At 68.1% G+C, this 16,775-nt stretch carries 18 protein-coding genes; all 18 read left to right on the top strand.

Annotated features, from left to right (window positions below):
• Positions 1-770, top strand: a 770-nt coding sequence (locus NR101_RS03755) for a flagellin (RefSeq protein ID WP_256777706.1), incomplete at its 5' end; no start/stop codon positions are given.
• Between the two features lie 448 nt (positions 771-1,218).
• A complete protein-coding gene (gene fliD / locus NR101_RS03750; protein ID WP_256776979.1) occupies positions 1,219-2,601 on the top strand; it encodes a flagellar filament capping protein FliD in 1,383 nt (460 codons plus the stop codon).
• 145 nt (positions 2,602-2,746) lie between these two features.
• On the top strand, positions 2,747-3,163 hold the full coding sequence (fliS, locus tag NR101_RS03745) for a flagellar export chaperone FliS (RefSeq protein WP_256776978.1): 417 nt from the start codon (positions 2,747-2,749) through the stop codon (positions 3,161-3,163).
• Positions 3,163-3,468, top strand: coding sequence for a hypothetical protein (locus tag NR101_RS03740; RefSeq protein WP_256776977.1), 306 nt, complete (start codon positions 3,163-3,165; stop codon positions 3,466-3,468). The genes fliS and NR101_RS03740 overlap by 1 nt, the downstream gene beginning before the upstream one ends.
• A complete protein-coding gene (locus NR101_RS03735; RefSeq protein ID WP_256776976.1) occupies positions 3,465-4,064 on the top strand; it encodes a PilZ domain-containing protein in 600 nt (199 codons plus the stop codon). The genes NR101_RS03740 and NR101_RS03735 overlap by 4 nt, the downstream gene beginning before the upstream one ends.
• A 119-nt stretch (positions 4,065-4,183) precedes the next feature.
• Positions 4,184-4,816, top strand: coding sequence for a response regulator transcription factor (locus NR101_RS03730; RefSeq protein ID WP_256776975.1), 633 nt, complete (start codon positions 4,184-4,186; stop codon positions 4,814-4,816).
• A gap of 275 nt (positions 4,817-5,091) precedes the next feature.
• Positions 5,092-6,501 (top strand): RNA polymerase factor sigma-54, encoded by a 1,410-nt coding sequence (gene rpoN, locus NR101_RS03725; protein WP_256776974.1) that lies wholly within the window; start codon positions 5,092-5,094, stop codon positions 6,499-6,501.
• Positions 6,502-6,515: 14 nt separating this feature from the next.
• Entirely contained in the window at positions 6,516-6,893 is a 378-nt protein-coding gene (locus tag NR101_RS03720; protein WP_256776973.1) for a response regulator transcription factor, read from the top strand.
• Entirely contained in the window at positions 6,890-8,386 is a 1,497-nt protein-coding gene (locus NR101_RS03715; RefSeq protein ID WP_256776972.1) for a sigma-54 dependent transcriptional regulator, read from the top strand. The genes NR101_RS03720 and NR101_RS03715 overlap by 4 nt, the downstream gene beginning before the upstream one ends.
• Before the next feature lie 159 nt (positions 8,387-8,545).
• The gene (locus NR101_RS03710) at positions 8,546-8,968 is read left to right on the top strand and encodes a hypothetical protein (protein WP_256776971.1); all 423 of its coding nucleotides are present in this window, start codon (positions 8,546-8,548) and stop codon (positions 8,966-8,968) included.
• 322 nt (positions 8,969-9,290) lie between these two features.
• The gene (gene fliE / locus NR101_RS03705) at positions 9,291-9,653 is read left to right on the top strand and encodes a flagellar hook-basal body complex protein FliE (protein WP_256776970.1); all 363 of its coding nucleotides are present in this window, start codon (positions 9,291-9,293) and stop codon (positions 9,651-9,653) included.
• A gap of 12 nt (positions 9,654-9,665) precedes the next feature.
• Positions 9,666-11,309: a flagellar basal-body MS-ring/collar protein FliF gene (gene fliF / locus NR101_RS03700; protein ID WP_256776969.1), complete on the top strand. Its 1,644-nt coding sequence runs from the start codon at positions 9,666-9,668 to the stop codon at positions 11,307-11,309.
• A gap of 16 nt (positions 11,310-11,325) precedes the next feature.
• Positions 11,326-12,312: a flagellar motor switch protein FliG gene (gene fliG, locus NR101_RS03695; protein ID WP_256776998.1), complete on the top strand. Its 987-nt coding sequence runs from the start codon at positions 11,326-11,328 to the stop codon at positions 12,310-12,312.
• Positions 12,309-12,944: a FliH/SctL family protein gene (locus NR101_RS03690; RefSeq protein ID WP_256776968.1), complete on the top strand. Its 636-nt coding sequence runs from the start codon at positions 12,309-12,311 to the stop codon at positions 12,942-12,944. Before fliG ends, NR101_RS03690 begins: the two co-directional genes overlap by 4 nt.
• Complete coding sequence (locus NR101_RS03685) at positions 12,941-14,323, top strand: FliI/YscN family ATPase (protein ID WP_256776967.1); 1,383 nt, start codon at positions 12,941-12,943, stop codon at positions 14,321-14,323. The genes NR101_RS03690 and NR101_RS03685 overlap by 4 nt, the downstream gene beginning before the upstream one ends.
• A 3-nt stretch (positions 14,324-14,326) precedes the next feature.
• Positions 14,327-14,791: a flagellar export protein FliJ gene (gene fliJ / locus NR101_RS03680; RefSeq protein WP_256776966.1), complete on the top strand. Its 465-nt coding sequence runs from the start codon at positions 14,327-14,329 to the stop codon at positions 14,789-14,791.
• On the top strand, positions 14,791-15,936 hold the full coding sequence (locus NR101_RS03675; protein WP_256776965.1) for a flagellar hook-length control protein FliK: 1,146 nt from the start codon (positions 14,791-14,793) through the stop codon (positions 15,934-15,936). The genes fliJ and NR101_RS03675 overlap by 1 nt, the downstream gene beginning before the upstream one ends.
• Positions 15,937-16,233: 297 nt before the next feature.
• Positions 16,234-16,767 carry a flagellar basal body-associated FliL family protein gene (locus NR101_RS03670; protein WP_256776964.1) on the top strand — a complete coding sequence of 178 codons (534 nt, stop codon included), beginning with the start codon at positions 16,234-16,236 and terminating at the stop codon, positions 16,765-16,767.
• The last annotated feature ends 8 nt before the right edge of the window (positions 16,768-16,775 follow it).

Raw genomic sequence — 16,775 nt, 5'->3', positions numbered from 1 at the left:
ACTTCAACGGCACCAAGCTGCTGGACGGCTCGTTCTCCAGCCAGCTGTTCCAGGTGGGCGCCAACGCCGGCCAGGCCATCGCCATCGACAAGGTCGTGGATGCCAAGGCCGACGCCCTGGGCGGCGCGCAGTTCGTCACCGCCACCGCCGCTGCCCCGACGGTCGCCGCCGACGGCACCTCGACGGTCGCCGCCTTCAGCCTGACCAGCGCGTCGGGCACGGTGTCCTTCGCCGAGCTGAAGCTGACCGAGACCACCACCGCCAAGGCGGGCCAGTCGCTGGCCGCGCACATCAACGCCAAGATCGGCGAAACCGGTATCTACGCCGAAGCCGATGCCACCACCGGCGCCCTGACCCTGACCTCGGTCAAGGACAGCGTCGACAAGGACGGTGCCGTGGTGCAGCTGAGCGGCACCGACATCACGCTGGCCGGCAACGCCGCGGTTCCGACCAAGCAGTTCGCCGACAAGATCGACGTGTCGACCGTGAAGGGTGCCCAGCAGGCGCTGGAAATCGTTGACAAGGCGCTGAGCTCGATCAACAACACCCGCGCCGACCTCGGTGCGATCCAGAACCGCTTCACCTCGGTCGTTGCCAACCTGCAGACCTCCTCGGAAAACCTGTCCGCGTCGCGTAGCCGCATCAAGGACACCGATTTCGCCAAGGAAACCGCAGAGCTGACCCGCACCCAGATCCTGCAGCAGGCCGGTACGGCCATGCTGGCCCAGGCCAACCAGGTGCCGCAGAACGTGCTCAGCCTGCTGCGCTGATCCACGCGTCCACGCCGCCGGCCAACGCCGGCGGCGCGGGCAAACCCCGAAAAGACAGCCAACTGTCGCGCAGGAACGGGCCATGGCCATGGGCCGGACTCTCTCCCGGTCGCCACATCCACCGTGGCCATGGCCCGCCCCTGCGGCCCAACCGTTATCAGCGCTGCTTGTTTGACTGAACTCCCCGGGTGGCTTCGTCTCCCCCCGCTTTTCAGTAGCCTGAGCCCTCCTCTACTTTGGAGGAGGGTTTTTTACAGACCCCTGGCCGGACCTGCACTGCGTCCCGCCCCTATGCCCCTGCAAAGCGCGTGCCATTCCTCCGCGCCACGCCACTGGCACAACTCCTGCATCAACGTGGTTCTAAAGACCTGGCGGCTACGGCCGCTACCTTCGTTGACAGCACGGCCACGCGGCAACGCCGCGGCGGCACACAGACAGGAGATACAACGTGGCTGACTTTGGTTACGGCGGCATCGGTTCCGGACTGGATATTTCCGGCATGGTCGCCAGCCTGGTGGCGGCAGACCGCAAACCTTCGGACAACGCACTCAACCTGCAGCAGTCCAAAGCCAAGATGCAGCTGTCGGCGGTGGGCACGGTCAAGTCCGCGTTCGACCTGCTGAGCACGTCGCTGAAGGCGCTGAAGGCCTCTACCGCGTTCGACGCCCGCCTGGTCAGTGCGACCAAGGAAGGCACCGACGATATCTTGACAGTCAGCAGCACCAACTCGGCCGCCACCGGCAACCATGTCATCCAGGTCGACCAGCTGGCCACGGCGAACAAGTGGATCGCCGACACGGCGGTGTCCAAGACCAAGACCTTCGGCGCCGGCACCCTGTCGCTGGAGGTGGGCGTCGGCGACAAGAAGAAGACGCTGGAGATCCAGGTCGAAGCCGATGACACCCTGTCTTCGATCCGCACCAAGATCGAGAAGGCCGGCCGCAGCCTGGGCGTGCAGTCGACCCTGATCGCCTCTGGCGACAACCAGTTCCTGTCGTTGTCGCAGGAGAAGTCCGGCACCGCCAATGCGATCAAGCTCAGCGCCGGGTCCGGCAACGCCGAGCTGACCGCGCTGGCCAACAGCCTGACCGAACGCACCCCGGCCGCCGACGCCAAGCTCACCATCGACGGGGTGGAGGTGGTGTCCAGCGAGAACACCGTCGCCGACGTGGTGCCCGGCCTGACCCTGAACCTGAAGAAGCCGGGCAAGAGTACCGTTACCGTCAGCACCGACGTGGCGGCCGCGCGCAAGGTGATGCAGGACTTCGTCACCGCCTACAACGGCGCGATCAGCGCAATCAGCACCGCCACCAAATACGACATCGAGAACAAGGAGCCCTCCTCGCTCACCGGCGATGCGCAGATGCGCGGGGCCTCCAGCCAGCTGCGCGCGATGATGGGCGGCGTGCTCAAGGACCTGGCCGCCGTTGGCCTGGACCCCAAAACGCTGGGCCTGCAGACCCGCGCCTATCCCAATGCCGATGGCAGCCTGGTGCTGGATGCCACCAAGTTCGAGGCGGCGCTGGTCAACCAGGCCGGTGCGGTGCGCCAGGCGCTCACCGGTGATGATGGCGCGGCCACCAAACTGTTCAACATGGTCGACGGCTACGTCAGCACCACGGTGGGCAAGGAAGGCGCCTTTGTTTCGCGCACCAAGAGCATCAACGCCACCCTGACCGACATCGACAAGCGCCGCAAGGCACTGGACGTGCGCATGGCCGGCGTGGAGGAACGCTATAAAAAGCAGTTCCTGGCACTGGATGCGTTGATGGGCAAGCTGAGCCAGACCACCTCCTCGCTCACCTCCCAGCTCAGTCAGCTGGCCCGCTGATCGACACGGCCGCCTGCTCAAGTAAATCGCACACGCGGCCGATACTGGTACCAACGCAGCAGCCATTGCAGCAGCCAACGCAGGCTCCACCCCGGTGCCGCAGACCCCGCAAGGCACGCGGCCCCGCACGAAGGAGACATGATTGATGTACGGTTCAAACCGTCAATTCACCGAGCAGTACCGCAAAGTCGGCGTGCAGAGCTCGATCGTCGACGCCGACCCGCACAAGCTGGTGGCGTTGCTGCTGGCCGGTGCGCTGGAACGCGTGCGGCTGGCCCAGGCCTGCCTGGAACGTGGCGATCAGGCGCGCAAAGGCAAGGCGATCGGCGAGGTGTGCGCGATCGTCGGCCACCTCAACGGCTCGCTCGACCATGAAGCCGGCGGCGAAATCGCCGGCAATCTGTCGGCCCTGTACGATTACGTCATGCAGCGCCTGACCGAAGCCAACCTGCACAACGACCCGGAGGCCCTGCGCGAGTCGCTGGAGCTGCTGGGCGAGATCGACGCGGCGTGGAATGCGATCCCGCGCGACCAGCGCGCGCCCGCGCAGGCCGCCGTGTAATGGCCACCGCGCCCACCCTGGCCGACCTCAACACCGCCCTGGACACGCTGGAAGCCGCCCTGCTGGCCGGTGACCACGAGCGTGCCGGCGCCTGCCTGGACACCCTGCACGCCGACCAGACCCAGCTGTTGGCGCAGCCCGGCGGACTGGATGACGTCGCCGGCCTGCGCGCACTGGAAAGCCGCCAGCAGCGCGTCATGGTGATGATCATGAGCCAGCGCGACGAAGCGGCCGGCCACGTGCGCAAGGGCGCTGCGGCCAACCGCGCCGCGCATGCCTACCTCACCGCGGAATCCCTGTCATGAACGAGCCGCGTCCCAGCGCCATCCATCATCCAGCCGAAAGCGAGCTGTTCGATGAAACGCTGAGCTGCGAGGTCGCCTTGCCGGCCGAGTTCCGCCTGGGCAGCGCGGTGGTGCGCCCGGGCAGCGCCGAGACCCTGCTGCGCAGCGTCGCCCTGGTGGAAGATTCGCGCGGCGATGACGGCCACGACGAGCGCGGCGAAGCCACCGCGCAACTGCAGCGCCTGGAGGCCAAGCTGGACCTGACCATGGTCCTGCTCGGGCGGCTGGTGCGACAGACCGCGCAGGACCTGGACCTGCGCCCGCTGCGCTGGTCACGGCGCGGCATCCGCCTGGAACAGGGGATGCGTACCGGCGCGGCGGCCGGCAGCCTGGGCGTGATCCGGCTGCAGCCCTGCGATTGGTTGCCCGACCATATCGACCTGCCGGTGTCGGTGCTGGCCGAAGCGGCCACCGGCGCCGGCGCGCACTTCCTGTGGTTGCGCTTCGAGCCGATGAGCGATGCGCTGGAGATGGCACTGGAACGGCACCTGTTCCGCCTGCACCGCCGCCAGATCGCGCAGGCGCGGCTGGCCGACCGCCGTCCGCTGGACCCCTGAGCGACGTTTTTACGGGTTGCCGGCCAACGGCCGCCACTACCGTGACGGGATCGGCTTGGCGGTAGGCCGCCACTCCGTTAAGGTGGTCACCCCGCCTTAACATCTGCCGAAGCCTGCCTGTGCGCGTTCTCATCGTCGACGATCACACCCTGGTCCGCGCCGGCCTCAGCCGCCTGCTCCAGGGCTTTGCCGACGTGGACGTCGCCGCCGAAGCCAGCAATGCCGAACAGGCGCTGCAGCTGGCCATCCAGCACAGTCCGGATGTGATCCTGATGGATCTGTCCCTGCCCGGCCGCACCGGCCTGGAAGCCCTGAGCGACATCCTGCTGCGCGCGCCCGGCACCCGGGTGGTGATGATGACCATGCATGACGATGCGGTGCACGTGCGCGATGCGCTGGACCGTGGCGCGGTCGGCTTCGTGGTCAAGGATGCCGCGCCGCAGGAGCTGGAGCTGGCCCTGCGCGCCGCGCATGCCGGCCAGGTGTTCCTGAGCCCGCAGATCTCGGCCAAGATGCTGGCGCCGATGCTGGGCAAGGAAAAACCGGTGGGCGTGGCGGCGCTGTCGCCGCGCCAGCGCGAGATCCTGCGCCAGATCGGCCGGGGCGAGAGCAACAAGGAAATCGCCGCGGACCTGGGCATCAGCGTCAAGACGGTGGAGACCCACCGCGCGCGCATGATGGAGTCGCTCGGCTGCCGCCGCGCCAACGATCTGCTGCTGCTCGCCGCGCGCCACCAGCACGAACTGGAGTGAGGCGCCAGGCAGTCGGCGTCGGTTCCCCGACACGCTGAAGGCTTCAGACTTGGCAGCGTCGGGATTTTGAACAGGCCCCAGCCGCCTTGGCGACTGAAACACAAGGGTTTCCGCCGCAGGCAGCGTCAAAAGTCCGAGGTGTTGTAGTGGTTTTCCTGACAAGGTGTCAGGAAACCAACGACACCACTCAGGAACCCCCTGATTACGGTGTCGGGATATCACAAGCAAGATGCGTTCCATAACGCACCGGGGAGTCGGTGCGACGGGGAAAACGCATGAAGCCGACGATGTCGACCCAGCTGGGTCAGCAGCTCCACCTCACGCCGCAACTGCTGCAGTCCATCCGACTGCTGCAGCTGGACGGCATGCAGCTGGAGCTGGAGATCCGCCGCGCACTGGAAACCAACCCGCTGCTGGAACTGGAAGAGGCGCCCGACGCCCCGGCCGATGACACCGCCGAAACCACCACCGTGCAGGAAATGGCCGCCTTCGACGAGCTGCCGGAAAGCGCGATGTGGGACGTGCCCGGCGCCAGCTGGCAGGACGGCGACGACGACCGCATGCAGCGCATTGCCGCCGACGAATCCAGTGACCCCCAGCTGCGCGCCCTGCAGCGCCTGTCGCTGGAGCTGGATGCGCGCGAACTGGGCGTGGCCAGCTTCTGGCTGGAGCACTGCGACGACGCCGGCTACCTGGACGCGCCGCTGGCGCAGCTGCAACTGCTGGCCAGCGCCCACTGCGATGTGGATGCCGCCGGTGTCGAAGCCGTGCGCCAGCAGATCCTGCACGGCGAGCCGGCCGGGCTGGCCGCGTGCGACCTGCATGAATGCCTGAGCGTGCAGCTGCGCGCCCTTCCCGGCCGCGTGCCGGCCCGCCACCTGGCCCAGCGCGTGCTGGATCAGGGTCTGGCCAGCCTGGCTGCGCACGACTACGTTGCCCTGGCCCGCGAACTGGATGCCGAAGTTGCCGACATCCATGAAGCGGTGCGGCTGATCCTGTCGCTGCAGCCGCGCCCCGGCGACAGCCTGCGCCCGGACGACACCGGCGTGGTCATCCCCGATGTGATCGCCTGGCATGCCGACAACCAGTGGCGCGTGGCGCTCAACCCGGCCACCAGCCGTCGCCTCAGCATCAACCCCGGTTACGAAAGCGCCCTGGCCGAGGCCGGCGATGCCGCCCAGCCGCTGCGTGACATGCTGCAGGAGGCGCGCTGGCTCACCCGCGGCCTGTCGATGCGCTATGACACCCTGCTGCGCACCACGCGGGTGATCATCGAACGCCAGGCCGGGTTCCTGACCCGCGGCGAAGAGGCGATGGCACCGCTGACCCTGAAGGAAGTGGCCGATGCGATCGGCATGCACGAGTCCACCGTCTCGCGCATCACCACCGGCAAGTACCTGCAGACCCCGCGCGGCACCCTGGAACTGAAGCACTTCTTCGCCGTGCGTCTGGAAGGTGCCAGCGTCTCCGGGCAGGCGGTCAAGGCCATGGTGCGCCGCCTGATCGATGCCGAGCCGTCCGCTCGCCCGCTGGCCGACGAAGCCATCGCCGGCCTGCTGTCCCGCCAGGGCGTCAACATCGCGCGCCGCACCGTTGCAAAATACCGCGAACAACTGGACATCGCTCCGGCTCGCGAACGCCGTCGGATCAATGCCCGCACCCCGCAACTGGCCCGGGTGGGCTGAAGGAAATGGAAGACATGAACAAGCTCACCGTCCTGCTGGTCGATGACCACGAAGGCTTCATCAACGCGGCGATGCGCCACTTCCGGAAGGTCGAGTGGCTGGACGTGATCGGCAGCGCCGCCAATGGGCTTGAAGCCATCGAGCGTTCCGAATCGCTGCGCCCGCAGGTGGTGCTGATGGATCTGGCCATGCCGGAGATGGGCGGCCTGCAGGCCACCCGCCTGATCAAGTCGCAGGACGACGCGCCGTACATCGTCATCGCCAGCCACTTCGACGATGTCGAACACCGCGAGCATGCCCTGCGTGCCGGCGCCGACAACTTCGTCAGCAAGCTGTCCTACATCCAGGAAGTCATGCCGATCCTGGAAGGCCTGAAGGGGAATGGATCATGAGTGAGTCGCGCATCTTGGTGCTGGATAACGACGCCGTGCGCGCCGAGCGCACCGTCGCCCTGCTCGAATTCATGGATTTCAACCCGCGCTGGGTGGCCGACGCGGCCGACATCGACACGGCCCGTCACCGCCCCAACGACTGGGTGGCGGTGATCATCGGCAGCCTGGACCCGGGCGCGGGCAGCGATGCGCTGTTTGCCTGGGCCGGCAAGGGCGCGCTGCCGCCGCCGGTGATGCTGATCGACGGCGATGCCGCCCGCTTTGCCCAGCAGCACGGCCTGCACGAAGCCAACGTGTGGCCGCTGGAGGCACCGCTGCGCCACGCGCAGATGGAGGCCCTGCTGCGCCGCGCCAGCCTCAAGCGCCTGGATGCCGAGCACCAGGCCGGTGCCGTGCAGGAAACCGGCCCGACCGGCGACGGCGCGGCGGTGAGCGCCTTGCGCCTGATGATCGAACAGGTCGCCGCATTCGACACCACCGTGCTGGTGCTGGGCGAATCGGGCACCGGCAAGGAAGTGGTGTCGCGCTCGATCCACCAGCGCTCGCCGCGTCGCGATGGCCCGTTCGTGGCGATCAACTGCGGTGCGATCCCGGCCGAGCTGCTGGAGAGCGAGCTGTTCGGTCACGAAAAGGGTGCTTTCACCGGTGCGCTCAGCGCCCGCAAGGGCCGTTTCGAAATGGCCGAAGGCGGCACCCTGCTGCTGGATGAAATCGGTGACATGAGCCTGCCGATGCAGGTCAAGCTGCTGCGCGTGCTGCAGGAGCGCAGCTTCGAGCGCGTGGGCGGCAACCAGACCATCCGCTGCAACGTGCGGGTGATCGCCGCGACCCACCGCGACCTGGAGTCGCGCATTGCCGACGGCAAGTTCCGCGAGGATCTGTTCTATCGCCTCAACGTCTTCCCCATCGACGTGCCGGCGCTGCGCGAGCGCAGTGAAGACCTGCCGGCACTGGTGACCACCATCGCCGCGCAGCTGGCACGCACCGGTCGCGGCGAAGTGCGCTTCACCGCCGAAGCGCTGCAGGCGCTGGCCACGTACGAATGGCCGGGCAACGTGCGTGAGCTGACCAACCTGGTCGAGCGCCTGGCCGTGCTGCATCCGAGCGGCAACGTGCGCGTGCAGGACCTGCCGGCGCGCTACCGCGGTGATTTCACCGCCGCCGCGCCGGTGGTCGTGGCCGCCCCGGCACCGGTGGCCGACGAGCGCCTGGACCTGCGCAGCTTTTCCTTCCACACCCCGGCCCCGGGCGTGGCTGCTTCGCTGGAAAACGGCATCGGCCCGGTCACCCGCGCCGCCGGCCTGCCCGATGCCGGCCTGGACCTGCGCAACCACATGGCCAACATCGAGTTGACGCTGATCAACGAGGCCCTCGAGCGTACCCAGGGCGTGGTCGCCCATGCCGCCCAGCTGCTCGGCCTGCGCCGTACCACCCTGGTGGAGAAGCTGCGCAAATACGGCATCGAACGCGACCAGACCGAACTGGCCGGTTGAGCCCACCGCACGCTGGAATGACACAGAAGCCCGGGCCTGTCCCGGGCTTTGTCGTTGTGGCGTTCGCGGCAACGGCCGGCAGACAGATTGCAACGTTTCCTACAGACCCGCGCCATGCACTGACTAGCATCAAAGGCACATCCCCTTGGAGGTCATCCGATGCGCCAGTTCCCCGTGTTGCTCCTGCTGGCCCTGCTGCCCACCACCTCCCTGGCCACCCCGGCCTGCACCTTGCCGACCACGCTCGACGCGCGCCAGTTCATCAATGTCAGCGATCCGCTCTATCGCCCCGACAACCCCAACGCCGGGCGGATGGTGCAGGTGAATTTCGCGGACGACCAGTACGTGCTGGAAATTCTGGGCACCCCGATCCGCGTGCAGGGCACCTATCGCTACCAGCGCCACGCCCCGCACCTCGGTGAAGTCCGCATGCGCGAAGCGTTCCCGGGCGGTGCGGCCGCCTACACCCTGCTGCTGACCTGCCTGACCGACAGCGAGGGCATGTTCGTCTTCACCCAGCACGCCGGTCCCATCGCCCCGGCCCGCCGCCAGAACAGCGGCCGCTGGACGCTGACGCCCTAGGAAGAGCAGCCACCCATGGGGTGGCTCTACCCCGATACCGCCCCGCGGGTAGCCGCACCACCGGCACACCCCCGGTAGAGCCACCCCACGGTTGGCTGCACGTCCCCCCGCCGGTTTTCCGACGCCGGCTCCCCGACACGCACGCCGCGTCAAAACGCCGCAGCAACATTCCGTCGCGCGCCGCGACCGGCCGCCCATTCGCCGTCGCCGCGTGAAGGCGCAAGCCCTTGTGCCACCAATAAAACTGAACCGGTAAACGGTTTCGGCACGGCACTTGCAACGTATTCACTCGAAACCCCATCCCAGCTTCGGAACGTTCCAGATGTCGCACTCCGTCACCTCCGTCCTTTCCCAGATCCGCACCCTCCAGACCCAGATGGGGCAGTCCGCCGTCAGCCCGCTGACCGAGGCGCCGAAGAGCAATGCCATTCAGGGCCTGGTCTCCCCGCAGGACGTCCAGGGCCCGAGCTTCACCGACACCCTGCGTGGCGCCATCGCCGGCGTCAACGAAGCACAACAGAAATCCGGCGCCCTCGCCAAGGCCTTCGAACTGGGTGAACCCGGTGCGGACCTGGCCAAGGTCATGGTCGCCTCGCAGCAGTCCCAGATCGCCTTCCGCGCCACCGTGGAAGTCCGTAACCGTCTCGTCCAGGCTTACCAGGACGTGATGAACATGCCGCTGTAAGGATAGAAACGCATGGCCCTGTCGCTCTCCAAAGAATCCCTGAACACCGAAAAGGCTGGGCAGTGGTTCGACCGGCTGCAAAGCCTGCAGATCACCCGTCGGCTCGGACTGATGGCGATGATCGCCGTGGCCGTGGCGGCAGGCCTGTTCGTGTTCTTCTGGTCGCAGAAGCCGGGCATGGTGCCGCTCTACACCGGCCTGGACCAGAAGGCCACCGCCGAGGCCACCGACCTGCTGCGCACCGCGCAGATTCCGTTCGAACTGGACCCGGCCACCGGTGGCATCACCGTGCCGGAGAAGAACCTGCACGATGCGCGCCTCAAGCTGGCCGGTTCGGGCCTGACCGACAGTGGCCGGCTCGGCTTTGAGCTGATGGAGCGCGATCCGGGCTTCGGCGTCAGCCAGTTCATGGAAAACGCGCGCTACCAGCATTCGTTGGAAACCGAGCTGTCGCGCACCATCAACACCCTGCGCCCGGTGCGTGATTCGCGCGTGCACCTGGCCATTCCCAAGCCCAGCGCCTTCACCCGCCAGCGTGATGTCGCCAGCGCCTCGGTGGTGCTGGAACTGCGCGGCGGCCAGCAGCTGGAACGCGGCCAGATCGATGCGATCGTGCACATGGTGGCCGCCAGCATCCCCGACCTCACCCCCGAGCGGGTGACCGTGGTGGACCAGAGCGGGCGCATGCTCAGCGTGTCCGATCCGAACAGCGAAGCGGCGTTGAACGCGGCGCAGTTCGAACAGGTGCGCCGCCAGGAAACCTCCTTCAACCAGCGCATCCGCGAACTGCTCGAACCCATGACCGGTCCCGGCCGGGTCAATCCGGAAGTCAGCGTGGACATGGACTTCTCGGTGATCGAAGAAGCCCGTGAGCTGTACAACGGCGAGCCGCAGAAGCTGCGCAGCGAGCAGATGAGCGAGAACAGCAGCAGCACCCCCGGTCCGCAGGGCGTTCCCGGTGCGGCCAGCAATACCCCGCCCGGCCCGGCCGCCGCCCCGGCCACGGCTGCGGCACCGACCGAAACCTCGAAGAACGCCACCCGCAACTACGAGCTGGACCGCACCCTGCAGCACACCCGCCAGCCGGCCGGCCGCATCAAGCGCGTGTCGGTGGCGGTACTGGTGGACAACGTGCCGCGTGCCGGTGCCAACGGCAAGATGGCCGACCAGGCCCTGTCGGCGGCCGAACTCACCCGCGTGGAAGCACTGGTGAAACAGGCGGTCGGCTTCGATGCCGAGCGTGGCGATACCGTGTCGGTGATGAACGCGCCGTTCGTGCGCGAAGTGACTCCGGTCGAAGGGCCGAAGTGGTGGGAACTGCCGCAGGTGCAGGACGGCCTGAGGCTGCTGCTCGGTGCGATCGTGGTGCTTGCCCTGGTGTTCGGCGTGCTGCGCCCGGCACTGCGCTCGATCACCGGCCAGCCCAAGAAGGCCGGCGATGACAGCCTGGAACCGCACCGCGCCGACGTGCAGCTGGTCGATGACGGCGAAGGCCTGCCCGCACTGGGCAGCGAACGCCTGAGCGCGGCCGGACATGAAACCCTGGCACTGCCGGTGGACTCCTACGAGGAACGACTGCGCATGGCGCGTGAAGCTGTAAAGACCGATTCCAAGCGCGTGGCCCAGGTGGTCAAGGGCTGGGTGGCCAATGACTGACGCCGGCACCGCCCCCCTGTCCGGCGTCCAGCGCGCCGCCGTCCTGCTGCTCTCGCTGGGTGAACTGGACGCGGCTGAAGTGCTGCGCCACATGGAGCCCAAGGAGGTGCAGAAGATCGGCATCGCCATGGCCACCATGACCGACATCACCCGTGTCCAGGTCGAAGGCGTGATGGACCAGTTCAACAGTGAACTGGGCTCCAAGACCTCGCTGGGCGTGGGCTCGGACGACTACATCCGCAACATGCTGATCCAGGCCCTGGGCAGCGAGAAGGCCGGCAACCTGATCGACCGCATCCTGCTTGGCCGCAACACCACCGGCCTGGACGCGTTGAAGTGGATGGACCCGCGTGCGGTGGCCGACCTGGTCCGCAACGAGCATCCGCAGATCATCGCCATCGTGATGGCCCACCTGGAAACCGACCAGGCCGCCGATGCGCTCAAGCTGCTGCCCGAACGCACCCGCGTGGACGTGCTGCTGCGCATTGCCACGCTGGACGGCATCCCGCCGAACGCGTTGAATGAACTGAACGAAATCATGGAGCGCCAGTTCGCCGGCAACCAGAACCTGAAGTCGTCCAACATCGGCGGCGTGCAGTGCGCGGCCAACATCCTGAACTTCATGGACAGCGGCCAGGACCAGGCCATCCTGGGCGAGATCGCGCGCATCGACGCCCCGCTCAGCGGACGCATCCAGGACCTGATGTTCGTGTTCGACGACCTGGTCGACCTGGACGATCGCGAACTGCAGCTGGTGCTGCGCGAAGTCAGCGGCGAACGCCTGGGCCTGGCCCTGCGCGGCGCCGACATCAAGGTGCGCGACAAGATCACCCGCAACATGTCCCAGCGCGCCGCCGAAATCCTGCTCGAAGACATGGAAGCACGCGGTCCGGTGCGCCTGTCGGATGTGGAAGTGGCGCAGCGCGAGATCCTGGCCATCGTCAAGCGCATGGCCGATGAAGGCACGGTCACCATCGGTGGCAACGCGGAGGCGATGCTGTGAACAACGCCGTGCGCTGGCTTGCCCCGGATCTGCTGGCGGTGCCCGAACCGCCGCAGGACGAGCAGTTCGAACTCACCGGGCCCGATCTGGAGCACGAACCCGAACCGTTGCTGCAGCTGCCCACCCTGGAAGAAATCCAGGCAATCCAGGACAACGCGGAAAAGGATGGCTTCGAGCAGGGGCACGCCGATGGCCTGGCCCAGGGCCAGGCCGAAGTGCGTCGCCTGATCGCGCAGATCGAAGGCATCCTGGACAACTTCAGCCGGCCGCTGGTGCGGCTGGAAAACGAAGTGGTGGCCGCGCTCGGCGAACTGGCCGTGCGCATCGCCGGCACCCTGGTCGGCCGCGCCTACGAAGCCGATCCGGCGCTGCTGGCACAGTTGGTCAATGAAGCGGTGGACGCCGTGGGCGGTGCCAACCGCGAGGTCGAGGTGCGCCTGCACCCCGACGACATCGCCGCACTCGCCCCGCTGCTGCAGCTGTCACCGACCCAACGCCTGACCGCCGACCTCAGCCTCAGCCGTGGCGACCTGCGCGTGCATGCCGAGGCCGTGCGTCTTGATGGCACCCTCGAAGCGCGCCTGCGTGGTGCGCTCGATGCGGTGCTGCGCAAATCCGGAGCCAGCACATGAACACCGAACCCCTGACCGCCCCCGCCGCCGAGTGGGCCGCCGCGCGCAACCTGCGCCTGGCCGCGCGCCTGGACAGCATCAAGCCCGATGGCAACCACGGCCGTGGCCTGATCCGCGAAGGCGTGCTGCGCCGCGCGGTCGGCCTGACGTTGGAAGCGGTCGGTTGCGAATCGCCACTGGGCGCCAGCTGCAAGGTTGAAGTTGCCGATGGCGGCTGGGTGGATGCCGAAGTGGTCGGCTTTGCCGGCGAACGCACCTATCTGATGCCCAGCGCCGAACTGCACGGCCTGCTGCCCAACGCCCGCGTCGTGCCGGCACTGGGCCGCGGTGGCGTGGAAGTCGGTGAAGGCCTGCTGGGCCGGGTCATCGACAGCGACGGCGTACCGCTGGACGGCAAGGGCCCGATCCGCGCCGAAGCCACGGTCGGCATGGCGGGCGTGTCGATCAACCCGCTCGCGCGTGAGCCGATCACCCAGCCGCTGGATGTGGGCGTGCGCGCGATCAACGCGCTGCTGCCGATCGGGCGCGGCCAGCGCGTGGGCCTGTTTGCCGGCTCCGGCGTGGGTAAATCGACTCTGCTGGGGATGATGACCCGGTATACCGCCGCCGATGTGATCGTAGTCGGGCTGATCGGCGAACGTGGCCGCGAAGTCCGCGACTTCGTCGAGAGCACGCTCGGCGAGGAAGGCCTGCGCCGCGCGGTGGTGGTGGCCAGCCCGGCCGACCGCCCGCCATTGGCGCGCCTGCATGGCGCCTACCGTGCCACAGCCATTGCCGAGTGGTTCCGCGACCAGGGCCTTAACGTGCTGCTGTTGATGGATTCGCTGACCCGTTTTGCCCAGGCCCAGCGTGAGATCGGCCTGTCGGTCGGCGAGCCGCCGACCACCCGCGGCTACCCGCCGTCGGTGTTCGCCAAGCTGCCGGCCCTGGTCGAACGCGCCGGCAACGGCGCCAAGGGCCGCGGCTCGATCACCGCCTTCTACACCGTGCTGACCGAAGGCGACGATCCGCAGGATCCGATCGCCGATGCCGCGCGCGCCATCCTCGATGGCCACATCCTGCTCTCGCGCCGGGTAGCCGACAGTGGCCTGTACCCGGCCATCGACGTGGAATCCTCGGTCAGCCGGGTGGTCACCGAAATCGCCGACGAACCGTGGCGCCTGCGCATCCGCAAGCTCAAGCGGCTGGTGTCGGCCTACTCGTCCAACCGCGACCTCATCGCGATCGGCGCCTACCAGCGCGGCAATGACCCGGCCACCGACGAAGCGTTGGAGCGCTGGTCGGACATCGTTGAATTCCTCAGCCAGGACGTCGCCAAGGCCGCCGACCTGCCGCACAGCCAGGCCGCGCTCAAGCGCCTGGTGGAACCAGAGGCATAACCCATGATCCAGTCCAAGCGCATCGATCCCCTGCTCAAGCGGGCCCAGGACCACGAAGACGAAGTGGCACGCGACCTGGCCGAACGCCAGCGCACGCTGGACACCCATCTGTCACGGCTGGATGAGCTGCGCCGGTACGCCGAGGAATACGCCAATGCGCAGATGGCCGCGACCAGTCCGGCGCAGCTGCTCAACCGGCGGGCCTTCCTGGACCGCCTGGACAGCGCGGTGGCCCAGCAAAGCCAGACCGTGGACAGCAACCGCGAGAAGGTTGAAGCCGAGCGCGCCCGCTTGATCCTGGCCAGCCGCGACAAGGCCGTGCTGGAACAGCTGGCGGCCAGCTACCGCGCGCAGGAAAAAGTGGTGACCGACCGCCGCGACCAGCGCGACATGGACGACATCGGCGCACGCCGGAGCCGCCAGGCCCAGCGCGAAGATGCCGACAACGAGACCGGAGGCACGCCGTGATGCCGCCCGCACTGCTGGGCAGCGGCGCTGCCACCGTCACCCCCAAGACCGCCGCCAACAGCCCGCGCAACGACAGTGCTGGCGGCGACCGCCAGGACTTTGACGCGATGCTCAAGGGCGATGCCAACACGCCGAAGCCGTCGGATCCAACCGCCAGCAAGCCGGCCAAGCCAGAGGCGAGCGGCAAGCCGACGCCCGACGCGGACGCGGCCAAACCGGGTGATCCGGGCAAGCGCCCGGTTAGCGAGGACAGCGGCGAATCCGCTAGCGAGGTCGCTGCTGCTACGCCTGCCACCCCGGCCAAGCCGGGCGAGGACACCGCCGAAGACACCGATGCCGCGCCCTGGCCGCCGTTGGGCCTGGCCGGCCTGGCCCTGATCGGGCTGGAACCGGCCGCAGCGCCTGCGCCACCGCGGCCCCCGGCAGCAACCGGCACAGCCACCGATCCGCTGTTGGCCGCGGCCCCGCCTGCGACCGCCGCGGCGGCACCCGCGCTTCCCGCCACGGGCGCTGCCGGCACCGCCGCCCCTGCCGCACCGGCCGCTGCGATCGTGCTGCCGACCGATGCCGAGGTGACCGACGACCGCCAGCTGCTCAAGGCCGTCACCGATGCCATCGCCGGCAACGACGGCGGCGATGCACCGGCCACGCCACTGCTGCACGCCCTGCATGCCGCCGCGGAACTCAAGGGCACTGCGGTCAGCGCCGCCTTCACCGGCAGCCCGACCGCCACCCCCGATGTCGGCGCCGATGACTTCGGCGACGCCATGAGCGCGCGGGTCGGCTGGCTGGCCGACCAGAAGATCGGGCATGCGGTGATCCGCGTCACCCCGCACGACCTTGGCCAGGTGGAAGTGCGCCTGCAGATCGACGGCGACAAGGTCCACGCCAGTTTCAGCAGCGCCCATGCCGAGGTCCGGCACGCGCTGGAAACCAGCCTGCCACGCCTGCGGGAAATGCTCGGCGAGCAAGGTTTCCAGCTGGGCAACGCTGATGTCGGCCACCAGCACACGGCACAGGATGGCAAGGCGGGGGGAGACCGCACCGGCCACGGCGGTGGTGACGGGGAACCGACGTTGGCCGATATCACCGTGTCCCCCGCGCAGCTGATGCGCCAGCGCGGCCTGGTCGACGCCTACGCCTAAGCGCCCCAGGTAGTGCCGGCCGCTGGCCGGCTCCCCGCAATGCCGGACGGAGCCGACACGGCCGGTAATGCCGGCCGCTGGCCGGCTCCCCGCAATGCCAGACGGGGTAGATAAGGCCTCACCCACGCATGGCGTGGCTCCACCCGTAGGCGGGCGGACCGGTAGAGCCACGCCATGCGTGGCTGCCTTTCGTTCCGACCACGCCATGCGCGCAACACCGCGCACCCGCCAGAAACACGACGCGCCCCGCCTCCGGCATTCAGGCACGCCCTTTGCATGTAGCCAGGAAGCAATCCAATGGAGCTTCCCCTCGTGGCCGCAGCCGCCGACAAAACCAAGAAATCCGCCGACAAGGACAAGGCCGCCAAGCCGCGCAGTCCGTTGTTGATCACTGCCCTGGTGGCCGTGCTGGCTGCCGGTGCCGCCGGTGGCGGTGCGTGGTATTTCGCCACGTCTTCCCAGCACGACACGAAGACAGCCAAGCCCGCCGCCACCAAGGCCGTGCCGGCCCCGGCGCAGTACTTCGGCCTGGAGCCGCCGTTCGTGGTCAACCTCAACAGCAGCTTCGACGGCCCGCGCTACCTGCAGGTCGAAGTGCAGCTGATGACCCGGGACCCTGCCGCGCTGGAGGCGATCAAGCTGCATGCGCCGGCCATCCGCGCCAAGCTGCTGATGCTGTTCTCGCAGGTCGAGCCGACCCAGATCGCCGATCGTGCCGGCAAGGAACGCCTCCAGGCCGACTCGCTGGCCGAAGTGCAGAAGCTGCTCAAGGCCGAAACCGGCACCAAGGGCGCCGACGAACTGCTTTTCACCAGCTTCGTCACCCAGTAAGGGCACAC

The sequence above is a fragment of the Stenotrophomonas sp. Ste86 genome, assembly GCF_024519465.1.
Taxonomy (GTDB): domain Bacteria; phylum Pseudomonadota; class Gammaproteobacteria; order Xanthomonadales; family Xanthomonadaceae; genus Stenotrophomonas.
The sequence above is the reverse complement of the archived record's forward strand: the minus strand, read 5'-3'. Positions and strand labels throughout refer to the sequence as shown.

Excerpts from the sequence above, each read along its gene's own strand:
- NR101_RS03670 (WP_256776964.1), top strand. The coding sequence starts at position 16,234 with ATGGAGCTTCCCCTCGTGGCCGCAGCCGCCGACAAAACCAAGAAATCC.
- fliS (WP_256776978.1), top strand. The coding sequence starts at position 2,747 with ATGTACGGTTCAAACCGTCAATTCACCGAGCAGTACCGCAAAGTCGGC.
- fliF (WP_256776969.1), top strand. The coding sequence starts at position 9,666 with ATGGCCCTGTCGCTCTCCAAAGAATCCCTGAACACCGAAAAGGCTGGG.
- NR101_RS03675 (WP_256776965.1), top strand. The coding sequence starts at position 14,791 with ATGCCGCCCGCACTGCTGGGCAGCGGCGCTGCCACCGTCACCCCCAAG.
- NR101_RS03740 (WP_256776977.1), top strand. The coding sequence starts at position 3,163 with ATGGCCACCGCGCCCACCCTGGCCGACCTCAACACCGCCCTGGACACG.
- NR101_RS03710 (WP_256776971.1), top strand. The coding sequence starts at position 8,546 with ATGCGCCAGTTCCCCGTGTTGCTCCTGCTGGCCCTGCTGCCCACCACC.
- NR101_RS03720 (WP_256776973.1), top strand. The coding sequence starts at position 6,516 with ATGAACAAGCTCACCGTCCTGCTGGTCGATGACCACGAAGGCTTCATC.
- fliE (WP_256776970.1), top strand. The coding sequence starts at position 9,291 with ATGTCGCACTCCGTCACCTCCGTCCTTTCCCAGATCCGCACCCTCCAG.
- NR101_RS03735 (WP_256776976.1), top strand. The coding sequence starts at position 3,465 with ATGAACGAGCCGCGTCCCAGCGCCATCCATCATCCAGCCGAAAGCGAG.
- NR101_RS03715 (WP_256776972.1), top strand. The coding sequence starts at position 6,890 with ATGAGTGAGTCGCGCATCTTGGTGCTGGATAACGACGCCGTGCGCGCC.
- rpoN (WP_256776974.1), top strand. The coding sequence starts at position 5,092 with ATGAAGCCGACGATGTCGACCCAGCTGGGTCAGCAGCTCCACCTCACG.
- NR101_RS03685 (WP_256776967.1), top strand. The coding sequence starts at position 12,941 with ATGAACACCGAACCCCTGACCGCCCCCGCCGCCGAGTGGGCCGCCGCG.
- fliJ (WP_256776966.1), top strand. The coding sequence starts at position 14,327 with ATGATCCAGTCCAAGCGCATCGATCCCCTGCTCAAGCGGGCCCAGGAC.